The following is a 22947-nucleotide window of genomic DNA, read 5'->3' as shown; positions in this document are numbered from 1 at the left end:
GGCTTCCTCTACATATTGACGGTTCGCTCGTAAGCGGCGAGCACCGCTTCGTGCATGGATTCGGACTGGCTCGGGTGCGGGAAGATGGTGGCCATCAACTCGGCCTCGGTGCTTTCCAGTTCGCGCGCGATGGCATAGCCCTGGATCATTTCCGTTACTTCCTCGCCGACCATATGGGCGCCCAGCAGCTCGCCGCTGGCGGCATCGAATACGGTCTTGATAAAGCCGCCAGGCTCGCCCATGGCAATGGCCTTGCCGTTGGCGGCGAACGGCGCTTTGCCGACCCTGGTCTTACGGCCCGCATTACGTGCCTGGGCCTCGGTCATGCCGATGCTCGCCACCTGGGGATGACTGTAGGTGCAGGCTGGGATGCGGCTGGCGTCCAGCGCGTGCGGATGCAGGCCGGCGATCTTTTCCACGCAGATGATGGCTTCGTGGCTGGCCTTGTGCGCCAGCCATGGGGCGCCGGCAACATCACCGATGGCATAGACGCCGGGTTCGCCGGTACGGCCGAAGGCGTCGGTGATGATGTGGCTTTTCTCGACCTTGACAGCGGTGCCCTCGAGGCCAAGATTCTCCACATTGCCGACGATGCCGGCGGCGCTCAGGATCACGTCCGCTTCGACCGTCTTGCCGGTCAGGGCCACCTGCCATTTACTGCCTTCACGCCTGGTCGATTGCACGGCGCAGCCGGTGTGCAGCTGGATGCCTTGCTCAATGAGCTGGCCGGCGACGTACGCGGAAATCTCTTCGTCCTCCACCGGCAGGATGCGGGGCGCCATTTCAACCACGCTGACCTGCACGCCGAGCGCATTGTAGAAACTGGCGAATTCGATGCCGATGGCGCCGGCGCCGATGATCAGCAGACTTCCCGGCAAGCTGCGCGGCACCAGCGCTTCACGGTAGCTCCAGACGCTTTCTCCGTCCGGTTTCAGACCTGGCAGTTCGCGGGCGCGGGCGCCGGTAGCCAGGATGACGTGCTTGGCCAGCACGGTTGTTTCCCCGGCCTCCCCACGCACCTGCAGCTGGCCGCGACCTGCCAGACGCGCGTGACCGTGGATGACGCTAACCTTGTTCTTCTTCATCAGGTGGCTTACGCCTTTGTTCAACTGCGCGGACACTTTGCGCGAGCGTTCCACCATGGCGGCCAGGTCGGGCTTGGGCGCGGCGACTTCGATGCCGAACTTGCTGGCGTCGCGCACCAGGCGCAGCACATCGGCGGAGCGCAGCAGCGCCTTGGTGGGGATGCAGCCCCAGTTCAGGCAGATGCCGCCTAGTTCGGCCTTCTCCACCAGGGCGGTGCGCATGCCAAGTTGCGCGGCGCGAATGGCCGCGACATAGCCACCCGGGCCGCCGCCTACGACGACCAGGTCAAATTCCTGTTTATTCATTGGATCAGATTAAAAGTGTGAGCGGGTTTTCGATCAGGCGTTTCAAGGTGGCGGCGAAGGTCGCGGCCAGGGCGCCGTCCACGGCACGGTGGTCTACCGACAGCACCATGTTCATCACCGGGGCGGCTGTCAGCGCGCCGTCGACCACCACCGGGCGCTCCTGCGCGGCGCCGACGGCAAGGATGGCTGCTTGCGGTGGGTTGATGATGGCCGAGAATTCGGCGACGTCGTACATGCCGAGGTTGCTGACTGTGAAGCTGCCGCCCTGGTATTCATGCGGGGACAGGCCGCCGCTGCGGGCGCGCGCTGCGAGGTCGGCGATGTCGGCGCTGATGCGGGAGATGGATTTTTCTTCGGCAGCGCGCACGATAGGGGTGATCAGGCCGCCATCGGTCGATACGGCGACCGAGATGTCGGCGCGGTGGTAGCGGCGCAGGTGGTTGTCGTCCCAGCTGACGTTCATGTCGGGGACTTCTTTCAGGGCCGTCGCTACGGCTTTGATGATGAAGTCGTTCAGCGAGACCTTGCGCGGCGCGGCTTGGTTGATTTCCGCGCGCAGGGCAATCAGTTTTTGTACCTGGCACTCCAGCTTGACATAGAAGTGCGGGACGGTGGATTTGCTTTCCGCCAGGCGGCGGGCGATGGTGCGGCGCATGGCGCTGTGGGGTGTGTCGGTGTAGTGCGCGTCCGCTGCGGGAGCCGGGCTTGCAGCTTGCAGGCCTTCGAGGTCGCGTTTGACGATGCGGCCGCGCGGGCCGCTGCCTTTCACGCCGGACAGGTCGATCCCGGCGTCGCGGGCCAGGCGGCGTGCGAGGGGGCTGGCAATGATGCGCTGCCCGGACTGCGGCCCGGCTTCGCCCGGCGAGCGGCCGGGCGCGGGAGCGGTCGCGGTCGCGGCCGCGGCGGCGGACACGGTGGGTGTGGCGACGCTCGCGAGGAAGGCGGCGACGTCGGCGGCGCTTTCGCCGTCCTTGCTGATGACGGCAATCGGCGCACCGACAGCGACATCGGTGCCCGGAGCGACCAGGATCTTGGCGAGCGTCCCCGCATGTTCGGCCTCGAAATCGATCAGCACCTTATCCGTCTCGACCCCGCCCAGCGGATCATTGGCGGCGACCGCATCGCCCTCCTGCTTGAACCATTCCTTCAGCACCGCAGAAGTCAGGTTGGCTGACACCTGCGGCATATGTATCAAAGTTGGCATGCTGCGAATTCCCTTAAAGTATCCCAAAGAAGCTGGCGGCCCAATAAGCCGCGCAAATATTGAAGTCCGACGCATAGGTGCCGGTCGCACCGCACTGCCAGGCGCCAAAGCCCGGATCAACCGCGATGGCATGCCCCATGTACTGCACGGTGACCGTCTGCACCCGCGTCACGCCGAAGTAGTTGTTGTAGCTGTTGCGCACATGTCCCAGCAGGTAATCGGTCCAGTCATAGGCCGCATCGATCCCCATCGCATTGGTCCACTGCACCACCTGCAGGTACTGGTTCGGCAGGAAGATCAGGTCGTCATAGCTGCCATGCCAGATCATCACGCGCGGCCGCACCCCGTTGTAGCCGGGGTAGCCGCTGCGCGCCAGGTCGCCCCACTGCTGCGCCGTGAAGTTGCGCTGCGCCCCCGCGCAGTCGGCCAGGTGGTCCGATGAAGTCGCGCACTTGTACGGATAGCTCGACATCGGCGCACCCGCCGACAACACATCCGGATAGGTCGCCAGCATGATGTTGGTCAGGTGCCCGCCACCCGACAGCCCGCTCATGTACACCGCGCCCAGGCCGTAGGTGGTACGCATGTAATCGATCATGCTTTTCACCGACTGCGGCTCGCCGGCGCCGCGCTCCTGGTGCGCCGGGTACCAGGTGCGGAAGCAGCCGGCCAGCGGCTCGTTGGCGGTCGAAGTCTGGGGAAATGCCACCGCAAAGCCATGCTGTTCGGCCAGCGTCAGCCAGCCCGATTGTGTTGCGAACTCCTGCGCCGTCTGCGAGCAGCCATGCGCCACCACCACCAGCGGCGCATTGGCCGCCCGGTTGGACGGCACATACTGGAACAGCCGCAGGTTGCCGGGATTGGAGCCGAAGCTCGTCACTTCCGAAAGCTGCGCCGCAGAAGCGGCAACCGATGCAATCAACAACACGAATCCGAGAACAACATTCTTCATGACCTGCTCCCCATCTTTTTTGTTTATGCCAGTGCCAGCCCCTGGTCAGCCATGACGCGCCGCAGCGCGTCTTCAATATCGGCCAGGCTGGCGCAGGCCGCCGCTTCCAGTACTTTCGACACGCTCGGGCTGGCCTCGCCGCCGTGCACGCGCTGCACCGGCCCGTTCAGCATGTCGAAACAGCGGTTCTGGATTTCCGCCGCCAGGATGCCGCCGTAGGAAGTACCGATCGAGCCCTGCTCCACCACCAGCACATGGCCGGTCTTGTCGATCGACGCTTCCAGCGTTTCCCAGTCCAGTCCGGCGCGGTCCAGGCTGCGCAGGTCGATCACTTCCGCATCGATGCCCAGGCGTTCGACCGCCTCCAGCACCGGTTTGACCATCGCCAGGTAAGTCACAATCGTCATCGCGGAGCCGCTGCGCACCACCTTGGCCTTGCCCAGCGGGATGAAGTAATCCAGGTCGCCTTCCGGCGCCGGGCCGGTGCTGGTGTACAGGTCCACATGCTCCAGCACCAGTACCGGGTCTTCGCATTGCAGCGCGCTGTTCATCAGCCCCACGTAGTCGAACGGCGTGGACGGCGCCACGATGCGCCAGCCCACCGAGGAAGCGAAGATGCCCGCCGGATCCATGCTGTGCTGCGAACCGTAGCCGGTCCCCATCGCCACCTTGGTGCGCAGCACCAGCGGCATCGCGCTGTCGCCGCCGAACATGTGGCGCGCCTTGGCGATCTGGTTGAAGACCTGGTCGGCCGCCACCCACATGAAGTCCGGGTACATGAACTCAACCACCGGACGGTAGCGGCCATCCATCGCCATGCCGCCGGCCAGGCCGACGAAGGCGTTTTCCGCAATCGGCGTGCCCAGCACGCGTTCGGGGTGCGTGGCCGACAAGCCGCGCGTGGCGCCGTTGGTGCCGCCCTTCAGGCGGTGCACGTCCTCGCCCATGACGACGATGCGTTCATCGCTGGCCATGCGGCGCGCCATGACATCCGCCACCACATCGACGAAGCGCGCTTCGCCCAGCTTTCCGCTATAGGTCGCCTGCTCTTCGCAGCGCACGCCTTCCAGCTCCTGCAGGTCGCCACGGATGCCGAAATCGCGGAAGTCGGGCGACGGCCACAGCGACGGGATGATGCGCAGCTTGCCATCCACGGTTTCCAGCAGCGCGGAACCGGCATCGTCCATCAGGGCACGCGCGGCATCCTTCACCGCCGCCAGGCCGCCATCCGGCAGCAGGCCGCGCGCCGTCATTTCGTCCGCCACCCTCTGGATCGGATCGCGGGCGCGCCATGCCGCCTCCTCCTCCTTGCTGCGGTAGCCAAACGCGCTGCCAGGCAGGGCGCCGTTCTGGTGGAAGAAGCGGTACACATCGGCCTCGATGATGGTGGGGCCTTCGCCGGCGCGCATATGGGCCACCGCCTCCTGGGTCGCCAGGTAGACTGCCAGCGGGTCCATGCCGTCCACCTTCCAGGAGCGGATCGCAAAAGCCGTACCGCGCGCCGACAGGCGGGTTTCCGCCGTGGATTCCTCCACCGTGGTCGATACGGCATAGCGGTTGTTCTCGATGAAGAAGCACAGCGGCAGCTTCCAGGCGGCGGCCAGGTTCATGCTCTCCAGCACGGAGCCGATGTTCACGGCGCCGTCGCCGAAGTAAGTGAAGGCCGCGTCGCCGGTGCCGGCACGGCGGTGCGCCCAGGCCGCGCCGGCCGCAAAAGGCACGCCGCCGCCCACAATCGCATTGGTGCCCAGGTTGCCCGATTCCGCCCAGCGCAGGTGCATGGAACCGCCACGGCCCTTGCAATAGCCTTGCGCCAGGCCGAGGATCTCGGCCAGCGCTTTGCGCGCCAACTCCGCCACCGGCGCCGAAAACGGCAGCGCCACGCCGTCCGGATGCAGGTAGTGCAGCGCCTTGGCGATGAACTGGTGGTGCGCGCGGTGCGAGCCGTTCACCTGGTCGGTGGCGCGCATGGCCAGCGCGGAGCCGACAGCGCCGCCTTCCTGGCCGATGGCCGAATGCGCCGGGCCGTGCACCAGGCCTTTACTGGCCAGTTCCAGCACCTTTTCTTCAAAGGCGCGCACCAGCACCATGCTGTTCAGCATATTGGACAGCAGTGCAGGGCTGGCCTGTTCCCAGTCTTTCTTGGTCGTGCTCAACTCCACCCAGGGTGCAGCTGGCTTCAATGGTTCTTTAGTCGCCATGTTTTCAGATTTGCAGGTTTGCGAAGCCAGCCCATATGGCGGGCGGCAATGAAGTAATGGATCGAGGCCCACAGGAAGATAAACAGCATCAGCACAATGCCGTCACGGGTGCCGTAGGCGGTGGCCGAGGCGCACGCGGTGCGCAGCGCTTCTTCCGCACCCGCTGCCGCCACGCCGCCCGGGCAGCTGGCGGCGAAATCGCCCAGCCCATGCGCTGCGAAACGCTGGCCGGCAAAGTAGTCGATCGCCGCGCCGGTCGCGTAGGGGCCGATGCCAAGGCCGATCAAGTTGACCACCACGAAGAACAGCGCCGTAGCGGTAGCCCGCATGCGCGGCGTCGCCAGGTTGTGCATCACGCCCAGGGTCGGGCCGATGTAGGCGTAGTGGAACAGGCCCGGCACCAGCATGCACCACAGGGCGGTACCCCACTCGCCACGGGTGAAGGCGTAGATATAGGCCGGTGCGGCGATCAGCAGGCCGATGGCCGGCAGCAACGCATACCAGCTCTGGTGGCGCCTGGCCGCCCAGTCGCTCATCCAGCCGCCCAGCAGCGTACCGAGACCAGCCGACAGGCCGCCGATCAGGCCAAAGGCCATGCCCACTTCGCTGTACTTCAGCTGGAACATGCGGATGAAGTAAGCCTGGGTGAAGGTGCCCGTGCCGTAGCCGACAAAGCCCACCAGCGTGGCGCCGATGGTGATGTGCAGGAAAGCGCGGTTGCCGAACAGGTGCGCCGCCGTGGCGCGGATCGAGGGCGTGGCCTCGGCCGCAACCGGTGCGGCCGCATCGGCTGCCGGCGCCTCCGCGCCGCCGCGCTGCGGCTCCCGCGACAGCAGGCGGAACACCAGCGCCAGCAGCACCCCCGGCAAGCCCACCACCACCATCGCCACGCGCCAGTTGAAGTGCTCCACCAGCCAGCCGCCGCTCATCGCGCCCACCATGGTGCCAAGCGGGATGCCGAACGAGTAGATCGCCAGCGCAGTGGCGCGCTTCTCCTTCGGATACAGGTCGGTGATCAGCGAATGGGCCGGCGGCGAACAGCCCGCCTCCCCGATCCCCACGCCCACGCGGCACAGGAACAACTGCACATAATTCTGCGCCGCGCCGCACATCGCGGTCATGGCCGACCACAAGGCCAGGCAGACCGCGATCAGCGACACCCGGTTGTAGCGTTCCGACAGGCGCGCCAGCGGAATGCCCAGCGTGGTGTAGAACAGGGCGAAGGCCAGGCCCTGCAACAGGCCAAGCTGGGTATCGCTGATTTTCAGGTCGAGCTTGATCGCCTGCCCCAGCGTCGCCAGGATGGTGCGGTCGACGAAGTTGCAGGTGTAGATCAGCAGGAGCAGCACCAGCATGGTGCTGCGGCGCGAGGTATCAGGCTTGTTCATCGCTTAGAACTGCTTGCGCAGGCCCACTTTGAAGGTACGGCCATACGGGTTGCCGATGGACGGGTCGTAGTTCAGCGAGGTGCGCATGGTTGGCGGCGCCTTGTCGAACACATTGAAGGCCGCCAGCGTCAGCGTGGTATCCCACGGCATGCGCAGCAGGTAGCTCAGGTCCAGCGTGGTGAAGGACGAGATATCCACCGGCGCCGAAGTCAGGGCGCAGCCCGCCGTGGTCGCAGCGTTGGCCAAAGTACATGCCACGCCGGCGCCGGTCTGCACCGCAATACGGCCACGGTCGTCGGTCACACCGCCGATATGCTGCATGGTGGCGCGCAGGTTGTGGTTGCCCACGCTGTATTCAGCCGACATGGAACCGCGCAGCCTGGAGATCGCGCCCGGCAGGCGTTCGTAGTTCAGGAAGCCGCGCGCATCGTAGGCCTTCGACACCGTCACACCCTTGTAGACGAAGTCGCCCTGGTCGTACTTGAGGATATAGGTGCCTGCCGCATTCAGCGCCAGCTTGCCGCCCATCACGCCGTTCATCGAATAATCGATGCTGGCGTCGATACCGGACGTCTTCACCTGCGGGCCGTTGGTGGTGTCGGACTGGATGCGGGCCATATTGGCGCCGCGCGTCACGCCCTGCACGCAGCTGTTGTTGTTGTCGAAGGTGACCAGGCCGCGCAGCGGGCTGCTGCAATCGACAAAGGCTCCGGTGCCGGCCACTGCGCCGGCGATGGTGGCCGCAGGCACCGAGACAATCTGGTCATCCAGCTTGTAGCTCCAGTAGTCGACGATGGTGCGCAGCTTGCCGCTGCTGGCCACCACACCCAGGTTGAAGGTCTTGGCCTTCTCAGGGCCCACGTCCGGATTGCCGAAGTTGTCCACTGCGCGGAAGCCGCCGGTCGGCGCCAGGAAGGCGACGACGGTATTGCCGCCGCGCGCCAGGTTGCCCGGCGCCGGGCCACGGAAGGTGGAGCCCACCGAGCCGCGCAGCGCGATGCCGCTGGTGGCCTGCCACTTGGCCGCCAGTTTCGGATTGGTGGTGGAACCGGTGGCGCCACCGTAGTCTTCGTAGCGCACCGCCGCCTGCACATTCAGGTCTTTGCTGACTGGCAGGTTCAGCTCACCGAAGGCCGCATGCACGGTTTCACGCAGGCGTGCCGAGACGCTGGTGCCCTGGAAAATGAAGGCGCCGGTCTTCGACGCGCAATCCATCTGGCCCGGCACCGGGCAAGGCGTGATTGCGTAGTTGGAATTGGCATTGCCTGGATCGTAGGCGTAGGACAGGTGGCGGTATTGCGCGCCCACCGCGAAGTCCACGCTGCCGCCCGCCAGGTTCCAGCCGGTCTGGCCGCTGATGGCGGCATCGCCCACCCAGTAGCTGGACACCGCGTTCTGCAGGATGCTATCGAACAGCCAGCGGTTCAGCGCATCGCTGTTGGCATTGCCGCTGACATAGCCAGGATTGCTCAGGCCCAGCGCCGGATTGCCGGCAATCGCGTTGGAGAACGGATTGAAGTACTGGCAGCCGTTGGCGCCCGGCGTGGTGCCGCTGCAGTTAGGACCGCCCAGGCCATTCAGCGCCTGCTGCAGGCGGTAGCCGAGGATGTCCGGCGTCTTGGCGAAGGCGGTGTCGCGCACATAGGTCGCGCCCACATTCCAATGCAGGCTTGGGCTCAAATCGCCTTCCAGCCCGGCCGCCATGCGGAACAGCGAATATTTGCGCTCGGTCGGTGCGCCGCCCTTGCCGCCCGCCAGCGGGCTGCCGCCCATGGCGAACGGACGCCAGCCGGTCAGGTTGATGCGGCTCATGGCCGCGATCTGCGCCGCCGTGTAGCCGGCCTGCTGCAGCGCGGTCTGCGCGCCCGGGTTGCTGACCGGGGTGGAAAACGCAGCGAACGGGCCGCCGACGCCGTTGAATGGCGGGAAGCCCGGCGACGTGCGCAGGTCCGGCGTGTCGTTGGCGGCGTACAGCATCTCGGTATGCAGGCGCACGCTGTCGGACAGGTCGGCATTGGCTTCGCCGTAAATCTGGTAGCGCTCTTCCTTCTCGATCAGGTTGAGGTAAGGCGCGAACGCGAATTGGCAGACCGGGGTGGCGCCGGAGAAGCCATTCTCACCGCCCAGCGCGGCGCAGCCGGTATCGCGCACTACTGCGCTGCCGCCAAGCGGGAAGTAGGTGCCTGGGTTGGAGTAAGTGGAGTAGCTGGTCGGGTTCTCGGTGCGCGGCACATAGGCCCAGTCGCGCTCCATGGCCGACAGGGCGGAACGGCGCTGGTAGCCGGCCGACAGCAGCACATTACCGCTGCTGCCGCCCCAGCCGTAGGCGGCCGACGCGTTGCTGTCGCCATCCGAACCCTTCACCAGGCGATGGTCGACCGACATATCGAAACCGCGCAGGTCGGTGCGGGTAATGAAATTGGATACACCGCCGATGGCGTCCGAACCATACGTCGCAGCCGCGCCATCCTTCAGGATTTCGACGCGGCCGATGGCGGCTTGCGGCAGCAGGTTGGTATCGACCTGGCCGTATTGCATACGTTTGCCGTTCAACAGCACCAGCGTGCGCTGCGGGCCGATGCCGCGCAGGTTGATGGTGCCGCCACCGCTGCGGTTCTGCGCGCCCAGGTTGGTATTGGTCTGGTTCGATTCACCCAGCACCGCGCCGGTATTCGGCAGCGACTTGATCACGTCCAGCACGGTCGGAGCACCGCGTTTGCGCATGTCTTCGGCACTGATCACGTCCACCGGCAGCGCGGTTTCGCGCGCCGCGCCGCGGATATGCGAACCAGTCACCACCACGGATTGGATATCTTCCGCCAGTTTTTCCTGGGCTTGCACCGCCAGCGGCGCGGCCAGCATGGCTGCCGCCAAGGCGATGGCGCTGCGTTTCCAGGATTGTTGTTGAGTCTTTTCCATGCTCCTCCGTCTCCCCTGCTTTGTTGTCAATATGTGGCGACTATTCCATGGAAAGTTGCGACGGTCAAGAAATTGTATACAATCGACGTAAAAACAACGCTCAAAAGCGGCAAAACAGCGGTTTATTAAACTAGATTGTATAAATTGAGGGAAAGGCAGATGAACAAGAACAAAGGACTTCCCGGCCTGCGCGGCCTCGACCACGTTGGCTTTACCGTGCCCGATATCGAGGCGGCGACCCGCTTTTTCCTTGATGTACTGGGCTGCGAGCTGATTTATGCGATCGGCCCCATCGCCGACCCGCACGGCGATTGGATGCAAAAGCATCTGAACGTGCCACGCACGGCCGTGATCCGCGAGCTGCGGCTGCTGCGTTGTGGTTTTGGATCCAATTTCGAAATCTTCGAGTATGATGTTGCAGATCAGGCAAGCGCGGCACCGCGCAATTGCGACGTCGGCGGCCATCACCTGGCTTTCTATGTCGACAATATCGAGCAGGCCATGGCACACCTGCTGGCGCATGGCGTGACTTTGCTGGGCGAGCCCACCGTGCGGCAGAGCGGCCCCAGCGCCGGCCAGACCTGGATTTATTTCCTGGCGCCGTGGGGCATGCATATGGAGCTGGTGAGCTTCCCGAACGGCAAAGGTTATGAACGCGATGCCAAGCGCTTGCTGTGGAATCCGTGCACCCCGGCGGAATAAGGATAAGGAATAACGATGACGACAGAACTGATCAGCCAGCGCATGACGGACTCGATCCGCGAATTGATCTTGAGCGGAGAGTTCGCACCCGGCAGCAAGATTTCGCAGGAAGCCCTGGCCAGCCGTTTCGGCGCCAGCCGCATCCCGGTGCGCGAAGCGCTGAACCGGCTCGAGAGCGATGGCCTGGTGGTGCTCAAGCCCAATTGCGGCGCCTGGGTCGCCAAGCTGGACCTGCAGGAGTGCCTGGAAATCTACAAGATCCGCGAACGGGTCGAGCCGCTGGCCCTGAGCGAGGCGGTGGCCAATATCACCGATGCCGAGATCGATGCGCTGGAAGCATTGGTCTTGGCCATGGAGCGCGCCAGCGAGCCGGAAGAATTCCTGCGCCTGGACCGTGAATTCCACCTGGCCAGCTACCGCGCCGCGCGCATGAACATGCTGGCCGGAATGGTGGAGCGCTTCTGGAACACCACCCAGCATTACCGCCGTGCCTTCACGTCCCTGCTGGGCAGCGAAGGCAGCTGGATCATCCATGCCGAGCACAAGCTGATCATCGACGCGCTGCGCCGCCGCGACGCCGATGGTGCCGGCCACTTGCTGCACGAACATATCCGCCGCACGCGTTTCGAGCTGGAGCGCCATCAGGAGCTGTTCAGTAACCAGGCGACCGCCGCGCAATGATCGTCGAAAACGTGTTACGTCCCGGTTTTGAGGCGCTGCGCGACCGCTTTGCAGCCCATTTCGCGCGCGATGACGAATTCCGCGAGCTGGGCGCGGCGCTGGTGGTCTACCGACACGGTGAAAAAGTGGTCGAGCTGTACGGCGGCTGGCAGGACGACGCCGCCAGCCAGCCCTGGGGCGAGCGCACGCTGACCAATATCTGGTCGGCCAGCAAGGGCGTGCTGGCGCTCGCCATCGCCCAGCAGGTGGATACTGGCGTGCTCGATTATGACGCGCCGGTTGCCCGCTGGTGGCCCGAGTTCGCGCAGGCGGGCAAGGGTTCCATCACACTGGGGCAGGTGATGTCGCACCGCGCCGGGCTGAACGGCTTTAGCGAGCCGACCACAGCGCAAGACCTGTATGACTGGGAGCTGGTCACCGCCCGCCTGGCGCGCCAGGCGCCGCTGTGGCAGCCGGGCTCCCTGGTGGCCTACCACGGCATGACCTACGGCTGGCTGGCCGGCGAGGTGCTGCGGCGCGCTACCGGCCTGACGCCGCGCGACTATATCGCCGCCCACATCGCCGCTCCGCTGCAGGCCGACCTCGCCCTCGGCGTGCCGGCCGCGCGCGCCGCCGACGTCGCCACCATCGTGCCGCCGCAAGCGGACGGCAAGGCGGTTGAGCTGAACAGTTTCGCTATCCACTGCGTGCGGAACCCGGTGCCGGATGCGGCGGCCGCCAACCAGCCCGGCTGGCGCAGCGCCCAGTTGCCGGCGGTGAACGTGCATGCCAGCGCCGATGGCCTGGCCCGCCTCTATGCCGCGCTGGCCAATGGCGGCCGGCTGGACGGCGCTACCCTGCTCTCGCCCGCCGGGCTGGCGCGCCTGGTGGCGCCGCGCGGTGCGGCCGAGGACCAGATGCTGGGCGCACGGCAATGGGCGGCCGGCGTGGCGCTCAGCCTGGGCGGGCTGTATGGCCCGCGTGCCGATGCTTTCGGCCACAGCGGCTGGGGCGGCAGTTTCGGCTGCGCCGATCCGGCCAGCGGGCGCGGCATCGCCTACATCACGCGCCGTATGGGCTCCGCGCTGAACGGCGACCCGCGCGCACGTGGCCTGGTCGAGCTGGCTACCAAGATGTGAGCCGGCGGTTTATAGTGGCGGCATGCCCAAGCTACTGTTGCCCGCCATCACATTAAGTGTCCTTGCCGCCTTACCTGCGGCAGCGCTCGCGCAGCGTGCCCCGGCTGCCGAGCTGGTCGCCCTGGTCAACAGCTGGCGCGCCGCGCCGGCCAGTTGCCAGGGACGGATGCGCCCCGCCGTACCGGCGCTGGCGGCCAAGCCCGTGCTGTCGCGCATCGCTTTGCGCCAGGGCACCATCCTGCTGGCCGCGCTGGACGCGGCGGGCTACGATGCCGAAGTGGCCGATGCGGTGCAAGTCGGCGGCCCCGCCGATGCGCGCGCGGCTTTTGAGGTCTTGCGCGAGACCTATTGCACCACGCTTTCCAGCACGCGCTACGCCGACATCGGCGCCCACCAGGCCGGCAATGAATGGACCGTGGTGCTGGCACGGCCCACGCCCAACCCCATGGTGGTCCTGCCCTCGCTGGCGCAAGCCGAACAGGAAGTGCTGGCCGCCACCAACGAGGCCCGCGCCGAGGCCCGCGATTGCGGCGGCGTGTGGATGGCGGCGGCGCCGCCGGTCAGCTGGAATGCGCAATTGGCGGCAGCCGCCCTGGTGCATAGCAAGGACATGGCGCAAAAGGGCTATTTCGCCCATGCCGACCAGCAGGGCAAGGACGTGTCGCACCGCGCCGACGAGCAAGGCTACGCCTGGCGCTCCATCGCGGAAAACATAGCGCGCGGCCAGAACAGCGCGCGCGAAGCGGTGGCCAGCTGGATCGACAGCCCGGGCCATTGCCGCGCCCTGATGAGCCCGCGCTTCAGCGAAATGGGCGCGGCCTACAGCGTACGCACCAGCAAACGTCCGTCCGCCTACTGGACCCAGGTGTTCGCGCTCCCGCGCTGAGCTTGACTTCTCTCCCTGCCGTACTACGCTTATCTGATCGGCAGCCTGCGGCATGCCGCTGCGGGTGTCGTTGTTTCGGGGGAAGACATGGACACCAAGAAACTAATCAGTGAAGGCTACAAGCTATTCGCAACCGGGAACCTGAACGGCCTGCTCGAACGCTATCAGGACGACGCGGAATTAATCAACCCGGAATCCGACTACTTGCCAATGGCAAGCAGCTACCACGGCAAGAAAGAGATTGCCGACTACTTCATGAAGCTGAATGAGACGATCCAGTGCGTCAGCCTGGAACCGAAAACCATGGTGGCGGAAGGCGACACGGTGGTGGTCACCGGCGACTCGCGCTGGATTGCACGCAGCACCGGCATTGCCTATGACAATCCGTTCGTGCACGTCTTCAAGATCCGGGACGACAAGGTGCTGTCGCAGCGCGCCTATTACGACACCAGCAAACTGGAACACGCCCTGCATCCGGCCACCACCGGCCAGGCTGCCGGCAAGCCGCTGCACCACTAATCAAGGAGAAACATTATGCCGACCGCCCGTCTCGTGCTTTCCGCGCTGTGCCTGGCGGCCGGCGCCACCCATGCCGCGCCGCAGGTGGATATCATCGCCAGTGGCTTGAACAACCCGCGCGGCATTGCCTTCGCGCCCAACGGCCAGCTATTCGTAGCCGAGGCGGGCAGCGGCGGCAACGGCGCCTGCATCACCGCTGCGGACAATCGCAGTGTCTGCTACGGCGAAAGCGGTGCCCTGCTGCGCATCGATCCGGCCGGCGTCGCCGCTCCGGTGCGCGTAATCAGCGGCCTGCCGTCGCTGGCAGCGCCCGGCGGTTTCGGCGGCATCGGACCGCACAGCATTTCCTTCCACGGCGCCGGCAACGGCCAGTTGGCCCTGGGCCTGGGCGCCAAGGGCTCGCAGCGCGTTGGCCTGGGCCCCAAGGCCGCCATGCTGGGCACCTTGCTGCAAGTCGCGGTGGATGGCGGCTGGAAGCAAGGCGCCGACCTGGCCGCCTTTGAGGAAGCCAACAGCCCCGTGCCGGGAGGTATCGACAGCAACCCTTATGGCGCAATAGCAATGGCCGGCCGCAGCGCAGTGGCCGATGCCGGCGCCAACGCGCTGTTCGGTGTGAAGGCCAACGGCAAGCTATCGGTACTGGCCGCGTTCGAGGCGCGCATGGTTGACGCGCCGCCCTTCCTCAACCTGCCGGCCGGTAGCATGATCCCCATGCAGTCGGTGCCGACCAGCGTGGTGGACGGACATGACGGCTACCTGTACGCCGGCGAGCTGACCGGCTTCCCCTTCGTGCCGGGCGCGGCGCGCGTACTGCGCGTGCCTCTGGCGGGCGGGACGCCGGAAGTCTACGCGGCAGGCTTTACCAATATCGGCGGGCTGGCTTTCGATGCCTCGCACCGCCTGCATGTGCTGCAGATCGGCAACGGCTTGTCGGGCCAGGCCGGTCCGCCGCTGGCCACGCCTGGCAAGCTGATACGCATCAATGCCGATGGCAGCCGCACCACGCTGGCCGACAACCTGTTCTATCCGGGTGGGCTGGCGATTGCCAATGACGGCACCATCTACGTCACCAATTTCGGCATCGTGCCCGGCGCCACGCCGCCCGCTTTCCCCACCGGCGGCCAGGTCCTGAGGATCAAGCCATGAACGCCCGCCGCCAGATAAAGGCCCGCGGCGCGGCCAGCGCGGGAGCCGCCGCACTGGCTGCGCTGTGCGCGACGGGCCCATCGCAGGCCCTGCGCGAGCCCGCCTTCGATCCGCTGCTGGACGGCGCGCTGTGCGAAAGCCCGGCGGCCGGCAGGCCGGTGCTGCTGGCCATGCTGGCGCAGACCGAAACCGCACCGTTCAAAGCGGCGCAGCAGCCGCGCAAGATGGACGAGGCCGGACCGCCGCCGCTGTACAAGGACCTGGGCAAGCTGCACATGTCCGTCACCACGCGCAGCCCGCGCGCCCAGGAGTATTTCGACCAGGGCCTGCGCCTGCTGTTCGCCTTCAACCACGCCGAGGCCGCGCGCGCCTTCCGCGCCGCGCAGCAGGCCGACCCGCAGTGCGCCATGTGCCATTGGGGCGAGGCGCTAGTGCTGGGACCGAATATCAATGCACCCATGTTCCCGGAAGCGGTGGCGCCCGCCGCCGCCGCCGCCGAACGCGCGGCAGCGGCAGCCGGCAGCGCCAGCCCGGTCGAACAGGCCCTGGTGCGCGCCGTGGCCAAGCGCTATGCGGCGCAGCCGCCGGCCGACCGCGCCCCGCTGGACCAGGCCTATGCCGCCGCCATGACCGAGGCTGCGCGCAGCTTCCCCAACGACGACACGGTGCAGGTGCTGTTCGCGGAATCGCTGATGGACTTGTCGCCCTGGGATTACTGGGAAGCCGGCGGCGCCAGCCCGAAAGGACGCACGGCGGAACTGGTCGATGCGCTGGAACGGGTCCTGGAGCGCAACCCCAGCCACCCGGGCGCCATCCACTACTACATCCACGCGGTGGAGGCTTCGACCCATCCGGACAAGGCACTGCCCTATGCGCGCCAGCTGGCGCAGCAGATTCCCGGCGCCGGCCACATCGTGCACATGCCTTCGCACATCTACTACCGCGTCGGCCTGTACAAGGAGGCGCTGCAGTCGAACCTGGACGCCATCGCCATCGACGAGAAGTACTTTACCGGCGCCGCCAGCGATGCGGTCTACAAGGGCGCCTACTACCCGCACAACATCCACTTCGCCATGGTGTCGGCGCTGATGGGCGGCGACGGCAAGGCCACGCTACAGGCCACGCAGCGGCTGGAAAAATCCATCAGCCCCGAGCTGCTGCGCGCGATCCCGCCGATGCAGCCGGTGCGCGCGGCGCCCTACTTCGCCCACGTGCAGTTCAGCAGCCCGGAGACCTTGCTGGCCCTGCCCGACCCGGGCGCCGAATTCACCCTGCTGCGCGCCATGTGGCATTACGCGCGCGCGGTGGGCTTGGCGCGCAAAGGCATGTGGGCCGAGAGCCAACAGCAGATCGACGCCATCGCCGCCATTGAACAGAAGGCCGACTTCAAGCCGCTGCTCGACTGGGGCGTGCCGGCGCCGGTGATCGCCCAGACGGCGCGCTTGGTGGCCAGCGGCAAGCTGGCCGAAGCCCGAGGCGAATTGCCGGCCGCGATCAAGGCCTTTACCGAAGCGGTGGCGGTGCAGGACACCCTGCCCTATACCGAGCCGCCCTACTGGTACTACCCGGTGCGCCAGTCGCTGGGGGCGGCGCTGCTGAAGGCCGGCAGGCTGGATGAGGCGGAAGCGGCCTTCCGCGCCTCGTTCGCCAAGACCCCCAGCAATGGCTGGGCGCTGCGCGGCCTGGTCGAGGTGTACGACAAGCGCGGCGACAAGGCTGCGGCGGCGGCCACGCGCAAGCGCTTTGGCGCCACCTGGCTGGGACCGAAGGGCGGGCCCGAAATGAACCGGCTTTAACCAAAAGTGACAGGCGCTGCCATTGCGCGTACCATCGTTCTTGCAAAGGGGAACGATGACAATGAGCAGCCCGGACCAGATCACACATTGGCGCGAAACCGTCTTTGCCCGCCTGGTGCAAATCGTGCTGGTGCTGGGCGTCTGCACCGCCGTGCCCAGCGTCATCGCGTCGGCACGCGAAGGGCTGTGGGGCATCATGGTGCTGGACGTGATCGCGCCGGTCTGGCTATTCATGCTGTGGCGCTTCGAGGACCTGGTGTCCTATGGCGCGCGCGCCCTGCAGTTCCTGCTGCTCCTGTTCGGCATCGGCGTCGCGCTGATCCTGCAGGTGGGTCCGGTGGCCTACACCTACCTGATGGCCGTGCCCTGCCTGGCGGCCCTGCTGCTTGGACTGAAACCCGCGATCTGGCTGCTGCTGGCAGGCGGACTGACCATCCTGGTCACCGGCTTCCTGCCGATGACGCCGCCGGTGGCGGCCACGCTGACCAGCAACGCGGCGCTGGGCGCCACCGTGTTCGCCCTCAATTACTGGCTGGTGGCCGGCATCTTGACTTTCAGCTGCGGCGTGCTGCTGCGCCACCTGGCGCGCTCGCTGAGCGAGGGCGAGCAACTGGCCTTCTACGATCCCCTGACCAGTCTCCCTAACCGCCGCCTGTTGCTGGACCGGCTGGGCAAGCTGCTGGCCAGCTCGGAACGCCAGCAGGTGTTCAGCGCCGTCATGTTCGTCGACCTGGACCGCTTCAAGACCATCAACGACGCGCGCGGCCACGCCACCGGCGACACCCTGCTGCAATTGGCGGGCGAGCGGCTGGCGCAGCTGGTGCGCAAGAGCGATACCGTGGCGCGCATCGGCGGTGACGAATTCGTGGTGCTGCTGGCGCATTTGGCGCCGGACCTGGCGGCGGCCGGCATCGCCGCGCAGCAGGTGGCGGAAAAGATCCGTGCCGCGCTGGCGCAGGACTTCGAGATCGACGGCCAGTTCTACGCCTGCTCCGCCAGCATCGGCGTGACCCTGTTGCCAAAGTTCGGCCAGAGCGCCGACGACCTGCTGCGCGAAGCCGATACCGCGATGTACCGCGCCAAAGGGGCCGGCCGCAACGGCATCGCCTATTTCGAAACCACCATGCAGGCCGAAGTCGAGCGGCGCCTGACGCTGGAGCGCGAACTGGCGCAGGCCATCGAGCAGGAGCGCCTGCACATGGCCTACCAGCCGCAGTTCGACTGCCAGGGACGGTTGCACGGCGCCGAGCTGCTGATGCGCTGGGAGCGCGACGACGGCAGCATGGTGTCGCCGGCCATCTTCATCCCGCTGGCGGAAGAAGTGGGCCTGATCGTGCCGCTCGGGATGTGGGCGCTGAAGCAGGCCTGCCTGGCGCAGCAGCGCATGGCGGCGCAGGGGCTCGCGCTGCCGCTGTCGGTCAACGTCAGCCCGCAGCAGTTCCGCCAGGCCGATTTCGTGCAGCAGGTGCGCAGCACCCTGCAGGAGCACGACGTGGAACCGGCCCTGCTGATCCTGGAAGTGACGGAAGGCCTGCTGGTGGAAAAGCTGGAGGAAACCGTGGCGCGCATGAACCAACTGGCCGCGATGGGGGTGCGCTTCTCGATCGACGATTTCGGCACCGGCTATTCCAGCCTGGCCTACCTGAAGCGCATGCCGCTGTACGAACTGAAGATCGACCGCAGCTTCATCATGGACATGCCGGACGACGCCAACGACGTGGTGATCGTGCAGACCATCCTGGCGATGGCCGCCCAAATGCACCTGCGGGTGGTGGCCGAAGGCGTGGAAACCCAGGCCCAGGCCGACTTCCTGGCGGCCCACGGCTGCCATGCGCTGCAAGGCTATTTGCTGGGCCGCCCGGCCCCGCTGCCCGCACTGCTCGACTTACTGAGCGCACAAGCCGCACTTTCTGCCAAAATGCCGGGTACCAGCGCCGCTTGACGGCGCACAAGGCATACCCTTCCTGAGAATGAAAAGACTTATATCACTGGCCACGCTGGCCATGCTGGCATTCTTCGCGCCTGCGGCCGGCGCGCTGACACAGCCCGCCCCTGGCCGGCTGCTGGCCGATTACACCCATACCGCCTGGACCCGCCTGCAGGGCGCGCCCAGCGACGTCGTCAAGTTTGCGCAAACCGCGGACGGCTGGCTGTGGATCTCCTCGCCCGGCGGCCTGACCCGCTTCGACGGCGTGCGCTTCGAACGGGTGGAAGCCCTGGGCAGCCACCGCCTGCAATCGTCCAGCACCCTGGGCCTGCTGGCCACGCGCGACGGCGGCCTGTGGATCGGCCACCGCTTCGGCGGCATCACCGCACTGGTGGGCGGCAAGGTGCGCGAATACGGCACGGCGGAAGGCTTGCCGGCGTCCGGCGTGCTAAGCCTGACCGAAGGACCGGATGGCAGCATCTGGGCCGCAGCGGCGGCGGGCCTGGCGCGCCTGGCGCCGGGCGCCACGCGCTTCGTCCCGACCGGCACCGCCAGCGGCCTGCCTAACGGGTGGGCGCGCCAGGTGTACTTCAGCCGCAATGGGCGGCAGTGGGTCTCGGTGCAGGGCGGCGTCTACTGGCGCGATGGCGAAGGCCAGTTCCGCCGCGCCTGGCCGCACCTGGACCTGATGTCGATCGCCGAAGGCCCGGACGGCACCATGTGGGCCAGCGACGGCGTGCGCAAGGCCTACCGCCTGCTGCCGGAGGCGCCGCCCGGCAAACCAACGCCCAAGCCGGCGCTGGAAGCCAACGGCCTGTTCTTCGACCGTGAAGGCACCATGTGGGCGCTGAACGTGCATGCGCTGGAACGCGTGACCGGCGCGCCGGAAAGGGCCGGCGCCGACCGCAGCCAGCAGCTGCGGCGCGAGAACGGCATCAGCGGCCCGCTGCCGCAAACCTTCTTTGAAGACCGCGAAGGCAATATCTGGATCGGCACCTCCAGCGGCCTGGATCGCCTGCGCCGCAACCGCCTGCGCAGCCTGGCGCCGCCCGAGCCGCTCGACCATCCCGGCATGGTGGCCGACAGCGATGGCCGCGTGGTGGTGGGCAATATGAACGGCGGCGTGTACAGCTACGGCAGCAACGGCCAGCGGCTGCAGCGCGAAACCCGTTTGATGAGTTCCGGCTACCGCGCGCCGGACGGTGCGCTGTGGTTCGGCAACAATAACGAGCGCTGGCGCCGCGCGCCGTCCGGCCTCATGTCCTGGTACCCGCATCCGGCCGAATACGCCGAACATGACGTGCAGGGCATGACGCTGGACCGCGATGGCCGCATGTGGCTGTCGATTTCGCGCAAGGGCCTGTTCAGCGTGGATGGCGCGCGCTGGATCAAGGACGGCGGCGTGGCGGGCCTGCCGGACGGCATCGCGCCGACCCTGGTCACCGATAGCCAGGGCCGGGTCTGGGTCGGCTATCTGCGCGACCGCGTGGCCGTGATCGAACAGGGCAAGGCGCGCGTCTACGGCGCGGCCGACGGCATCCAGCTGGGCAATGTGCTGTCGCTGCTGGTGGACGGGCCGCGCGTCTGGGCCGGCGGCGAGTATGGCATCGGCTGGTTCGACGGCAGCGGCTTCCATATGGCACACTCGCAGCTGCGCGGCATTTCCGGCATCGCGCGCACGCCGCAAGGCGAGCTGTGGCTGCACGGTGCGGAAGGCGTGACGCGCATCGCGGCCGCCGAGGTGGCGCGCCTGCTGGCGGCGCCCGGCAAGGACGAGGTGGAACTGCGCTACGAGCGCTTCGATGCGCAGGACGGCCTGCTGGGCGGCGCCGAACAGTTCCGCCCCCTGCCCTCGCTGGTGCAGGGCAGCGACGGCCGCCTGTGGTTCGCCACCGCCAGCGACGTGGCCACCATCGACCCGGCGCGCATCACCCGCAATGCGCTGGCGCCGCCGGTGCAGATCCGCGCGCTGAAATCGGGCGGCGTGTCCTACCTCCCGCTGTCCCATGTGCGCCTGCCCAAAGGCAGCCGCGATGTGGAAATCGCCTTCACGGCGCTGAGCCTGTCGATGCCGGAGCGCGTGCGCTTCAGCTATATGCTGGAAGGCGTCGACAACGGCTGGCGCGACGTGCAGAGCCGGCGCGAAGCCTTCTACACCAACCTGGGGCCGGGCCAATACCGCTTCCGCGTCATGGCCGCCAACGAGGACGGCGTGTGGAATGGCGAAGGCGCCACGCTGGAACTGGAAATCCCGCCCACCTTCACCCAGACCCCGTGGTTCATCGCCCTGCTGGTGCTGGGCGGTGCGCTGGTGCTGGCCGCCGCCTACGCGCTGCGCGTGCGCCAGCTCACCGCGCGCATGCAGGACCTGCTGCACGAGCGGCTGGCGGAGCGTTCGCGCATCGCGCGCGGCCTGCACGACACCCTGCTGCAAAGCGTGCAAAGCCTGATCATGTTCTTCGACCGCCAGGCCGCGCGCCTGGCGCCCGGCAGCGAGGAAAAGGCCAAGCTGGAGCAAACCCTGGAACTGGCCGACCAGCTGATGGCCGAGGGCCGCAACTACATCATGGATTTGCGCGCCTCCGGCGAGCCGGACGAACTGGCCCAGGCCTTGCGCCAGTACGGCACCGTCTTGCTGAACGAGCGCTACCAGCTCGACATCGAACACTGCACGCGCGCCATGCCTTCGCATGTGCATGGCGAAGTGCTGTCGATCGCGCGCGAAGCCCTGTTCAACGCGGCGCGCCACGCCGGCGCCGCCCGCGTGTGGCTGCTGCTGGACTACGGCAGCAGCATGTTCCGTCTGGAAGTGCGCGACAACGGCTGCGGCCTGCGGCAGGCGGAAGGCGCGCCTGCCGCCGGGCCGGGACGCCTCGGCCACTACGGCCTGGTCGGGATGCAGGAGCGCGCGGCCGCCATCGGCGCCACCTGCAGCATCAGCACGCCGGCCGAAGGCGGCACCATCGTACGCCTGCAGATGCCGGCGCAGCTGGCCTATGTCGAGCGGCGCAGCAGCAACCTGTGGCAGCGCCTCTGGGCGCGCTGGCGGCCGCGCCTCCCCCAAAAGAGGTAGGCGGCACGCCCCCGGATGGGCGATTTCAGAAGATCCGCTGGTGGCTATCCTTGTTGTGACTTCAACCACAACAAGGAAAGGTTTCCAACATGCCCTCCCCAATCAGCAACCGCCGCCGCAATGTCCTGCTGGGCGCCGCCACCGCCGCCGTTGCCGCCGGCGCTTCCTTCAGCGCCGAAGCGGCGCCCGCCAAAGGCGCCGCCGGCCGCACTTCCGGCACCTTCACCACCCGCGACGGCGTGGAAATCTATTACAAGGACTGGGGCCCGCGCAACGGCCCGGTCGTGGTGTTCAGCCATGGCTGGCCGCTGAACTCCGACAGCTGGGAATCGCAGATGCTGTTCCTGTCCGAGCGCGGCTTCCGCACCATCGCGCATGACCGCCGCGGCCATGGCCGTTCCAGCCAGCCGTGGGACGGCAATGACATGGACCACTACGCCGACGACCTGGCGCAGCTGCTGGACAAGCTGGATGTGAAAAACGCCGCGCTGTTCGGCTTCTCCACCGGCGGCGGCGAAGTGGCGCGCTACCTGGCGCGCCATGGCAGCAAGCGCGTGGCCAAGGCCGGCCTGATTTCCGCAGTGCCGCCGCTGATGCTGAAGACCGCCGCCAACCCGGGCGGCCTGCCGATCGAGGTGTTCGACGGCATCCGCGCCGGTTCGCTGAAAGACCGCTCCCAGCTCTACCTGGACATCGCTTCCGGCCCCTTCTTCAACTTCAACCGCCCGGGCGCCAAGCCGTCGCAGGGCATGATCAACGCCTGGTGGATGGCGGGCATGATGGCCGGCCACAAGAACACCTACGACTGCATCAAGGCCTTCTCGGAGACCGATTTCACCGCCGACCTGAAGAAGATCGAGATCCCGATGCTGGTGCTGCACGGCGACGACGACCAGATCGTGCCGATCGGCGCTTCCGCGCACGCGGCGGCCAAGCTGCTGAAGAACGCCAAGCTGGTGGTGTACCCGGGCGCGCCGCATGGCCTGACCGATACCCACAAGGACAAGCTGAACGCCGACCTGCTGGCCTTCATCAAGGGATAAG

Annotated in this window: 16 protein-coding genes; 10 read left to right on the top strand and 6 right to left on the bottom strand. The window is 66.9% G+C overall.

Annotated elements, in window-relative coordinates; all coding sequences use genetic code 11:
• Nucleotides 1-8: 8 nt before the first annotated feature.
• The 6 genes from lpdA to AAHE99_RS05685 are packed head-to-tail and all read right to left on the bottom strand — an operon-like array spanning nucleotide 9 to nucleotide 10055.
• Nucleotides 9-1391, bottom strand: coding sequence for a dihydrolipoyl dehydrogenase (gene lpdA, locus AAHE99_RS05710; protein WP_342115320.1), 1383 nt, complete (start codon nucleotides 1389-1391; stop codon nucleotides 9-11).
• Nucleotides 1392-1395: 4 nt separating this feature from the next.
• The gene (locus tag AAHE99_RS05705) at nucleotides 1396-2595 is read right to left on the bottom strand and encodes a dihydrolipoamide acetyltransferase family protein (RefSeq protein WP_342115316.1); all 1200 of its coding nucleotides are present in this window, start codon (nucleotides 2593-2595) and stop codon (nucleotides 1396-1398) included.
• A 13-nt stretch (nucleotides 2596-2608) separates the two neighbouring features.
• Nucleotides 2609-3547 (bottom strand): extracellular catalytic domain type 1 short-chain-length polyhydroxyalkanoate depolymerase, encoded by a 939-nt coding sequence (locus AAHE99_RS05700; protein ID WP_342115314.1) that lies wholly within the window; start codon nucleotides 3545-3547, stop codon nucleotides 2609-2611.
• Nucleotides 3548-3570: 23 nt separating this feature from the next.
• Entirely contained in the window at nucleotides 3571-5748 is a 2178-nt protein-coding gene (locus AAHE99_RS05695) for an alpha-ketoacid dehydrogenase subunit alpha/beta (RefSeq protein WP_342115312.1), read from the bottom strand.
• Nucleotides 5727-7136 (bottom strand): spinster family MFS transporter, encoded by a 1410-nt coding sequence (locus tag AAHE99_RS05690; protein ID WP_342115310.1) that lies wholly within the window; start codon nucleotides 7134-7136, stop codon nucleotides 5727-5729. The genes AAHE99_RS05695 and AAHE99_RS05690 overlap by 22 nt, the downstream gene beginning before the upstream one ends.
• A gap of 3 nt (nucleotides 7137-7139) precedes the next feature.
• Nucleotides 7140-10055 carry a TonB-dependent receptor domain-containing protein gene (locus AAHE99_RS05685; protein ID WP_342115308.1) on the bottom strand — a complete coding sequence of 972 codons (2916 nt, stop codon included), beginning with the start codon at nucleotides 10053-10055 and terminating at the stop codon, nucleotides 7140-7142.
• Nucleotides 10056-10214: 159 nt separating this feature from the next.
• Between AAHE99_RS05685 and AAHE99_RS05680 the strand changes: the two genes are divergently transcribed.
• The 10 genes from AAHE99_RS05680 to AAHE99_RS05635 all read left to right on the top strand — a co-directional run bounded on the left by AAHE99_RS05680 (nucleotide 10215) and on the right by AAHE99_RS05635 (nucleotide 22946).
• On the top strand, nucleotides 10215-10757 hold the full coding sequence (locus tag AAHE99_RS05680) for a VOC family protein (RefSeq protein ID WP_342115305.1): 543 nt from the start codon (nucleotides 10215-10217) through the stop codon (nucleotides 10755-10757).
• A gap of 15 nt (nucleotides 10758-10772) precedes the next feature.
• Entirely contained in the window at nucleotides 10773-11438 is a 666-nt protein-coding gene (locus AAHE99_RS05675) for a GntR family transcriptional regulator (protein WP_342115303.1), read from the top strand.
• Nucleotides 11435-12556 carry a serine hydrolase domain-containing protein gene (locus AAHE99_RS05670; RefSeq protein ID WP_342115302.1) on the top strand — a complete coding sequence of 374 codons (1122 nt, stop codon included), beginning with the start codon at nucleotides 11435-11437 and terminating at the stop codon, nucleotides 12554-12556. The genes AAHE99_RS05675 and AAHE99_RS05670 overlap by 4 nt, the downstream gene beginning before the upstream one ends.
• 22 nt (nucleotides 12557-12578) lie before the next feature.
• Complete coding sequence (locus tag AAHE99_RS05665) at nucleotides 12579-13442, top strand: CAP domain-containing protein (RefSeq protein ID WP_342115301.1); 864 nt, start codon at nucleotides 12579-12581, stop codon at nucleotides 13440-13442.
• 87 nt (nucleotides 13443-13529) lie between these two features.
• Nucleotides 13530-13961 (top strand): nuclear transport factor 2 family protein, encoded by a 432-nt coding sequence (locus AAHE99_RS05660; RefSeq protein WP_342115299.1) that lies wholly within the window; start codon nucleotides 13530-13532, stop codon nucleotides 13959-13961.
• A gap of 15 nt (nucleotides 13962-13976) precedes the next feature.
• Nucleotides 13977-15107, top strand: a complete 1131-nt coding sequence (locus AAHE99_RS05655; protein ID WP_342115297.1) for a ScyD/ScyE family protein — start codon at nucleotides 13977-13979, stop codon at nucleotides 15105-15107.
• Nucleotides 15104-16903 (top strand): tetratricopeptide repeat protein, encoded by a 1800-nt coding sequence (locus tag AAHE99_RS05650; RefSeq protein ID WP_342115295.1) that lies wholly within the window; start codon nucleotides 15104-15106, stop codon nucleotides 16901-16903. Before AAHE99_RS05655 ends, AAHE99_RS05650 begins: the two co-directional genes overlap by 4 nt.
• 61 nt (nucleotides 16904-16964) lie before the next feature.
• The gene (locus AAHE99_RS05645; protein WP_342115293.1) at nucleotides 16965-18845 is read left to right on the top strand and encodes a putative bifunctional diguanylate cyclase/phosphodiesterase; all 1881 of its coding nucleotides are present in this window, start codon (nucleotides 16965-16967) and stop codon (nucleotides 18843-18845) included.
• A gap of 28 nt (nucleotides 18846-18873) precedes the next feature.
• The gene (locus AAHE99_RS05640) at nucleotides 18874-21903 is read left to right on the top strand and encodes a sensor histidine kinase (RefSeq protein ID WP_342115291.1); all 3030 of its coding nucleotides are present in this window, start codon (nucleotides 18874-18876) and stop codon (nucleotides 21901-21903) included.
• Nucleotides 21904-21992: 89 nt separating this feature from the next.
• Complete coding sequence (locus AAHE99_RS05635) at nucleotides 21993-22946, top strand: alpha/beta fold hydrolase (RefSeq protein ID WP_342115289.1); 954 nt, start codon at nucleotides 21993-21995, stop codon at nucleotides 22944-22946.
• Nucleotide 22947: the final 1 nt, after the last annotated feature.

This window comes from Pseudoduganella sp. OTU4001 (genome assembly GCF_038440195.1).
GTDB lineage: Bacteria > Pseudomonadota > Gammaproteobacteria > Burkholderiales > Burkholderiaceae_D > Rugamonas.
Note: the sequence above shows the minus strand (reverse complement) of the source record. Positions and strands in the feature narration are given on the sequence as shown.

Excerpts from the sequence above, each read along its gene's own strand:
- lpdA (WP_342115320.1), bottom strand. The coding sequence starts at position 1,391 with ATGAATAAACAGGAATTTGACCTGGTCGTCGTAGGCGGCGGCCCGGGT.
- AAHE99_RS05705 (WP_342115316.1), bottom strand. The coding sequence starts at position 2,595 with ATGCCAACTTTGATACATATGCCGCAGGTGTCAGCCAACCTGACTTCT.
- AAHE99_RS05700 (WP_342115314.1), bottom strand. The coding sequence starts at position 3,547 with ATGAAGAATGTTGTTCTCGGATTCGTGTTGTTGATTGCATCGGTTGCC.
- AAHE99_RS05695 (WP_342115312.1), bottom strand. The coding sequence starts at position 5,748 with ATGGCGACTAAAGAACCATTGAAGCCAGCTGCACCCTGGGTGGAGTTG.
- AAHE99_RS05690 (WP_342115310.1), bottom strand. The coding sequence starts at position 7,136 with ATGAACAAGCCTGATACCTCGCGCCGCAGCACCATGCTGGTGCTGCTC.
- AAHE99_RS05685 (WP_342115308.1), bottom strand. The coding sequence starts at position 10,055 with ATGGAAAAGACTCAACAACAATCCTGGAAACGCAGCGCCATCGCCTTG.
- AAHE99_RS05680 (WP_342115305.1), top strand. The coding sequence starts at position 10,215 with ATGAACAAGAACAAAGGACTTCCCGGCCTGCGCGGCCTCGACCACGTT.
- AAHE99_RS05675 (WP_342115303.1), top strand. The coding sequence starts at position 10,773 with ATGACGACAGAACTGATCAGCCAGCGCATGACGGACTCGATCCGCGAA.
- AAHE99_RS05670 (WP_342115302.1), top strand. The coding sequence starts at position 11,435 with ATGATCGTCGAAAACGTGTTACGTCCCGGTTTTGAGGCGCTGCGCGAC.
- AAHE99_RS05665 (WP_342115301.1), top strand. The coding sequence starts at position 12,579 with ATGCCCAAGCTACTGTTGCCCGCCATCACATTAAGTGTCCTTGCCGCC.
- AAHE99_RS05660 (WP_342115299.1), top strand. The coding sequence starts at position 13,530 with ATGGACACCAAGAAACTAATCAGTGAAGGCTACAAGCTATTCGCAACC.
- AAHE99_RS05655 (WP_342115297.1), top strand. The coding sequence starts at position 13,977 with ATGCCGACCGCCCGTCTCGTGCTTTCCGCGCTGTGCCTGGCGGCCGGC.
- AAHE99_RS05650 (WP_342115295.1), top strand. The coding sequence starts at position 15,104 with ATGAACGCCCGCCGCCAGATAAAGGCCCGCGGCGCGGCCAGCGCGGGA.
- AAHE99_RS05645 (WP_342115293.1), top strand. The coding sequence starts at position 16,965 with ATGAGCAGCCCGGACCAGATCACACATTGGCGCGAAACCGTCTTTGCC.
- AAHE99_RS05640 (WP_342115291.1), top strand. The coding sequence starts at position 18,874 with ATGAAAAGACTTATATCACTGGCCACGCTGGCCATGCTGGCATTCTTC.
- AAHE99_RS05635 (WP_342115289.1), top strand. The coding sequence starts at position 21,993 with ATGCCCTCCCCAATCAGCAACCGCCGCCGCAATGTCCTGCTGGGCGCC.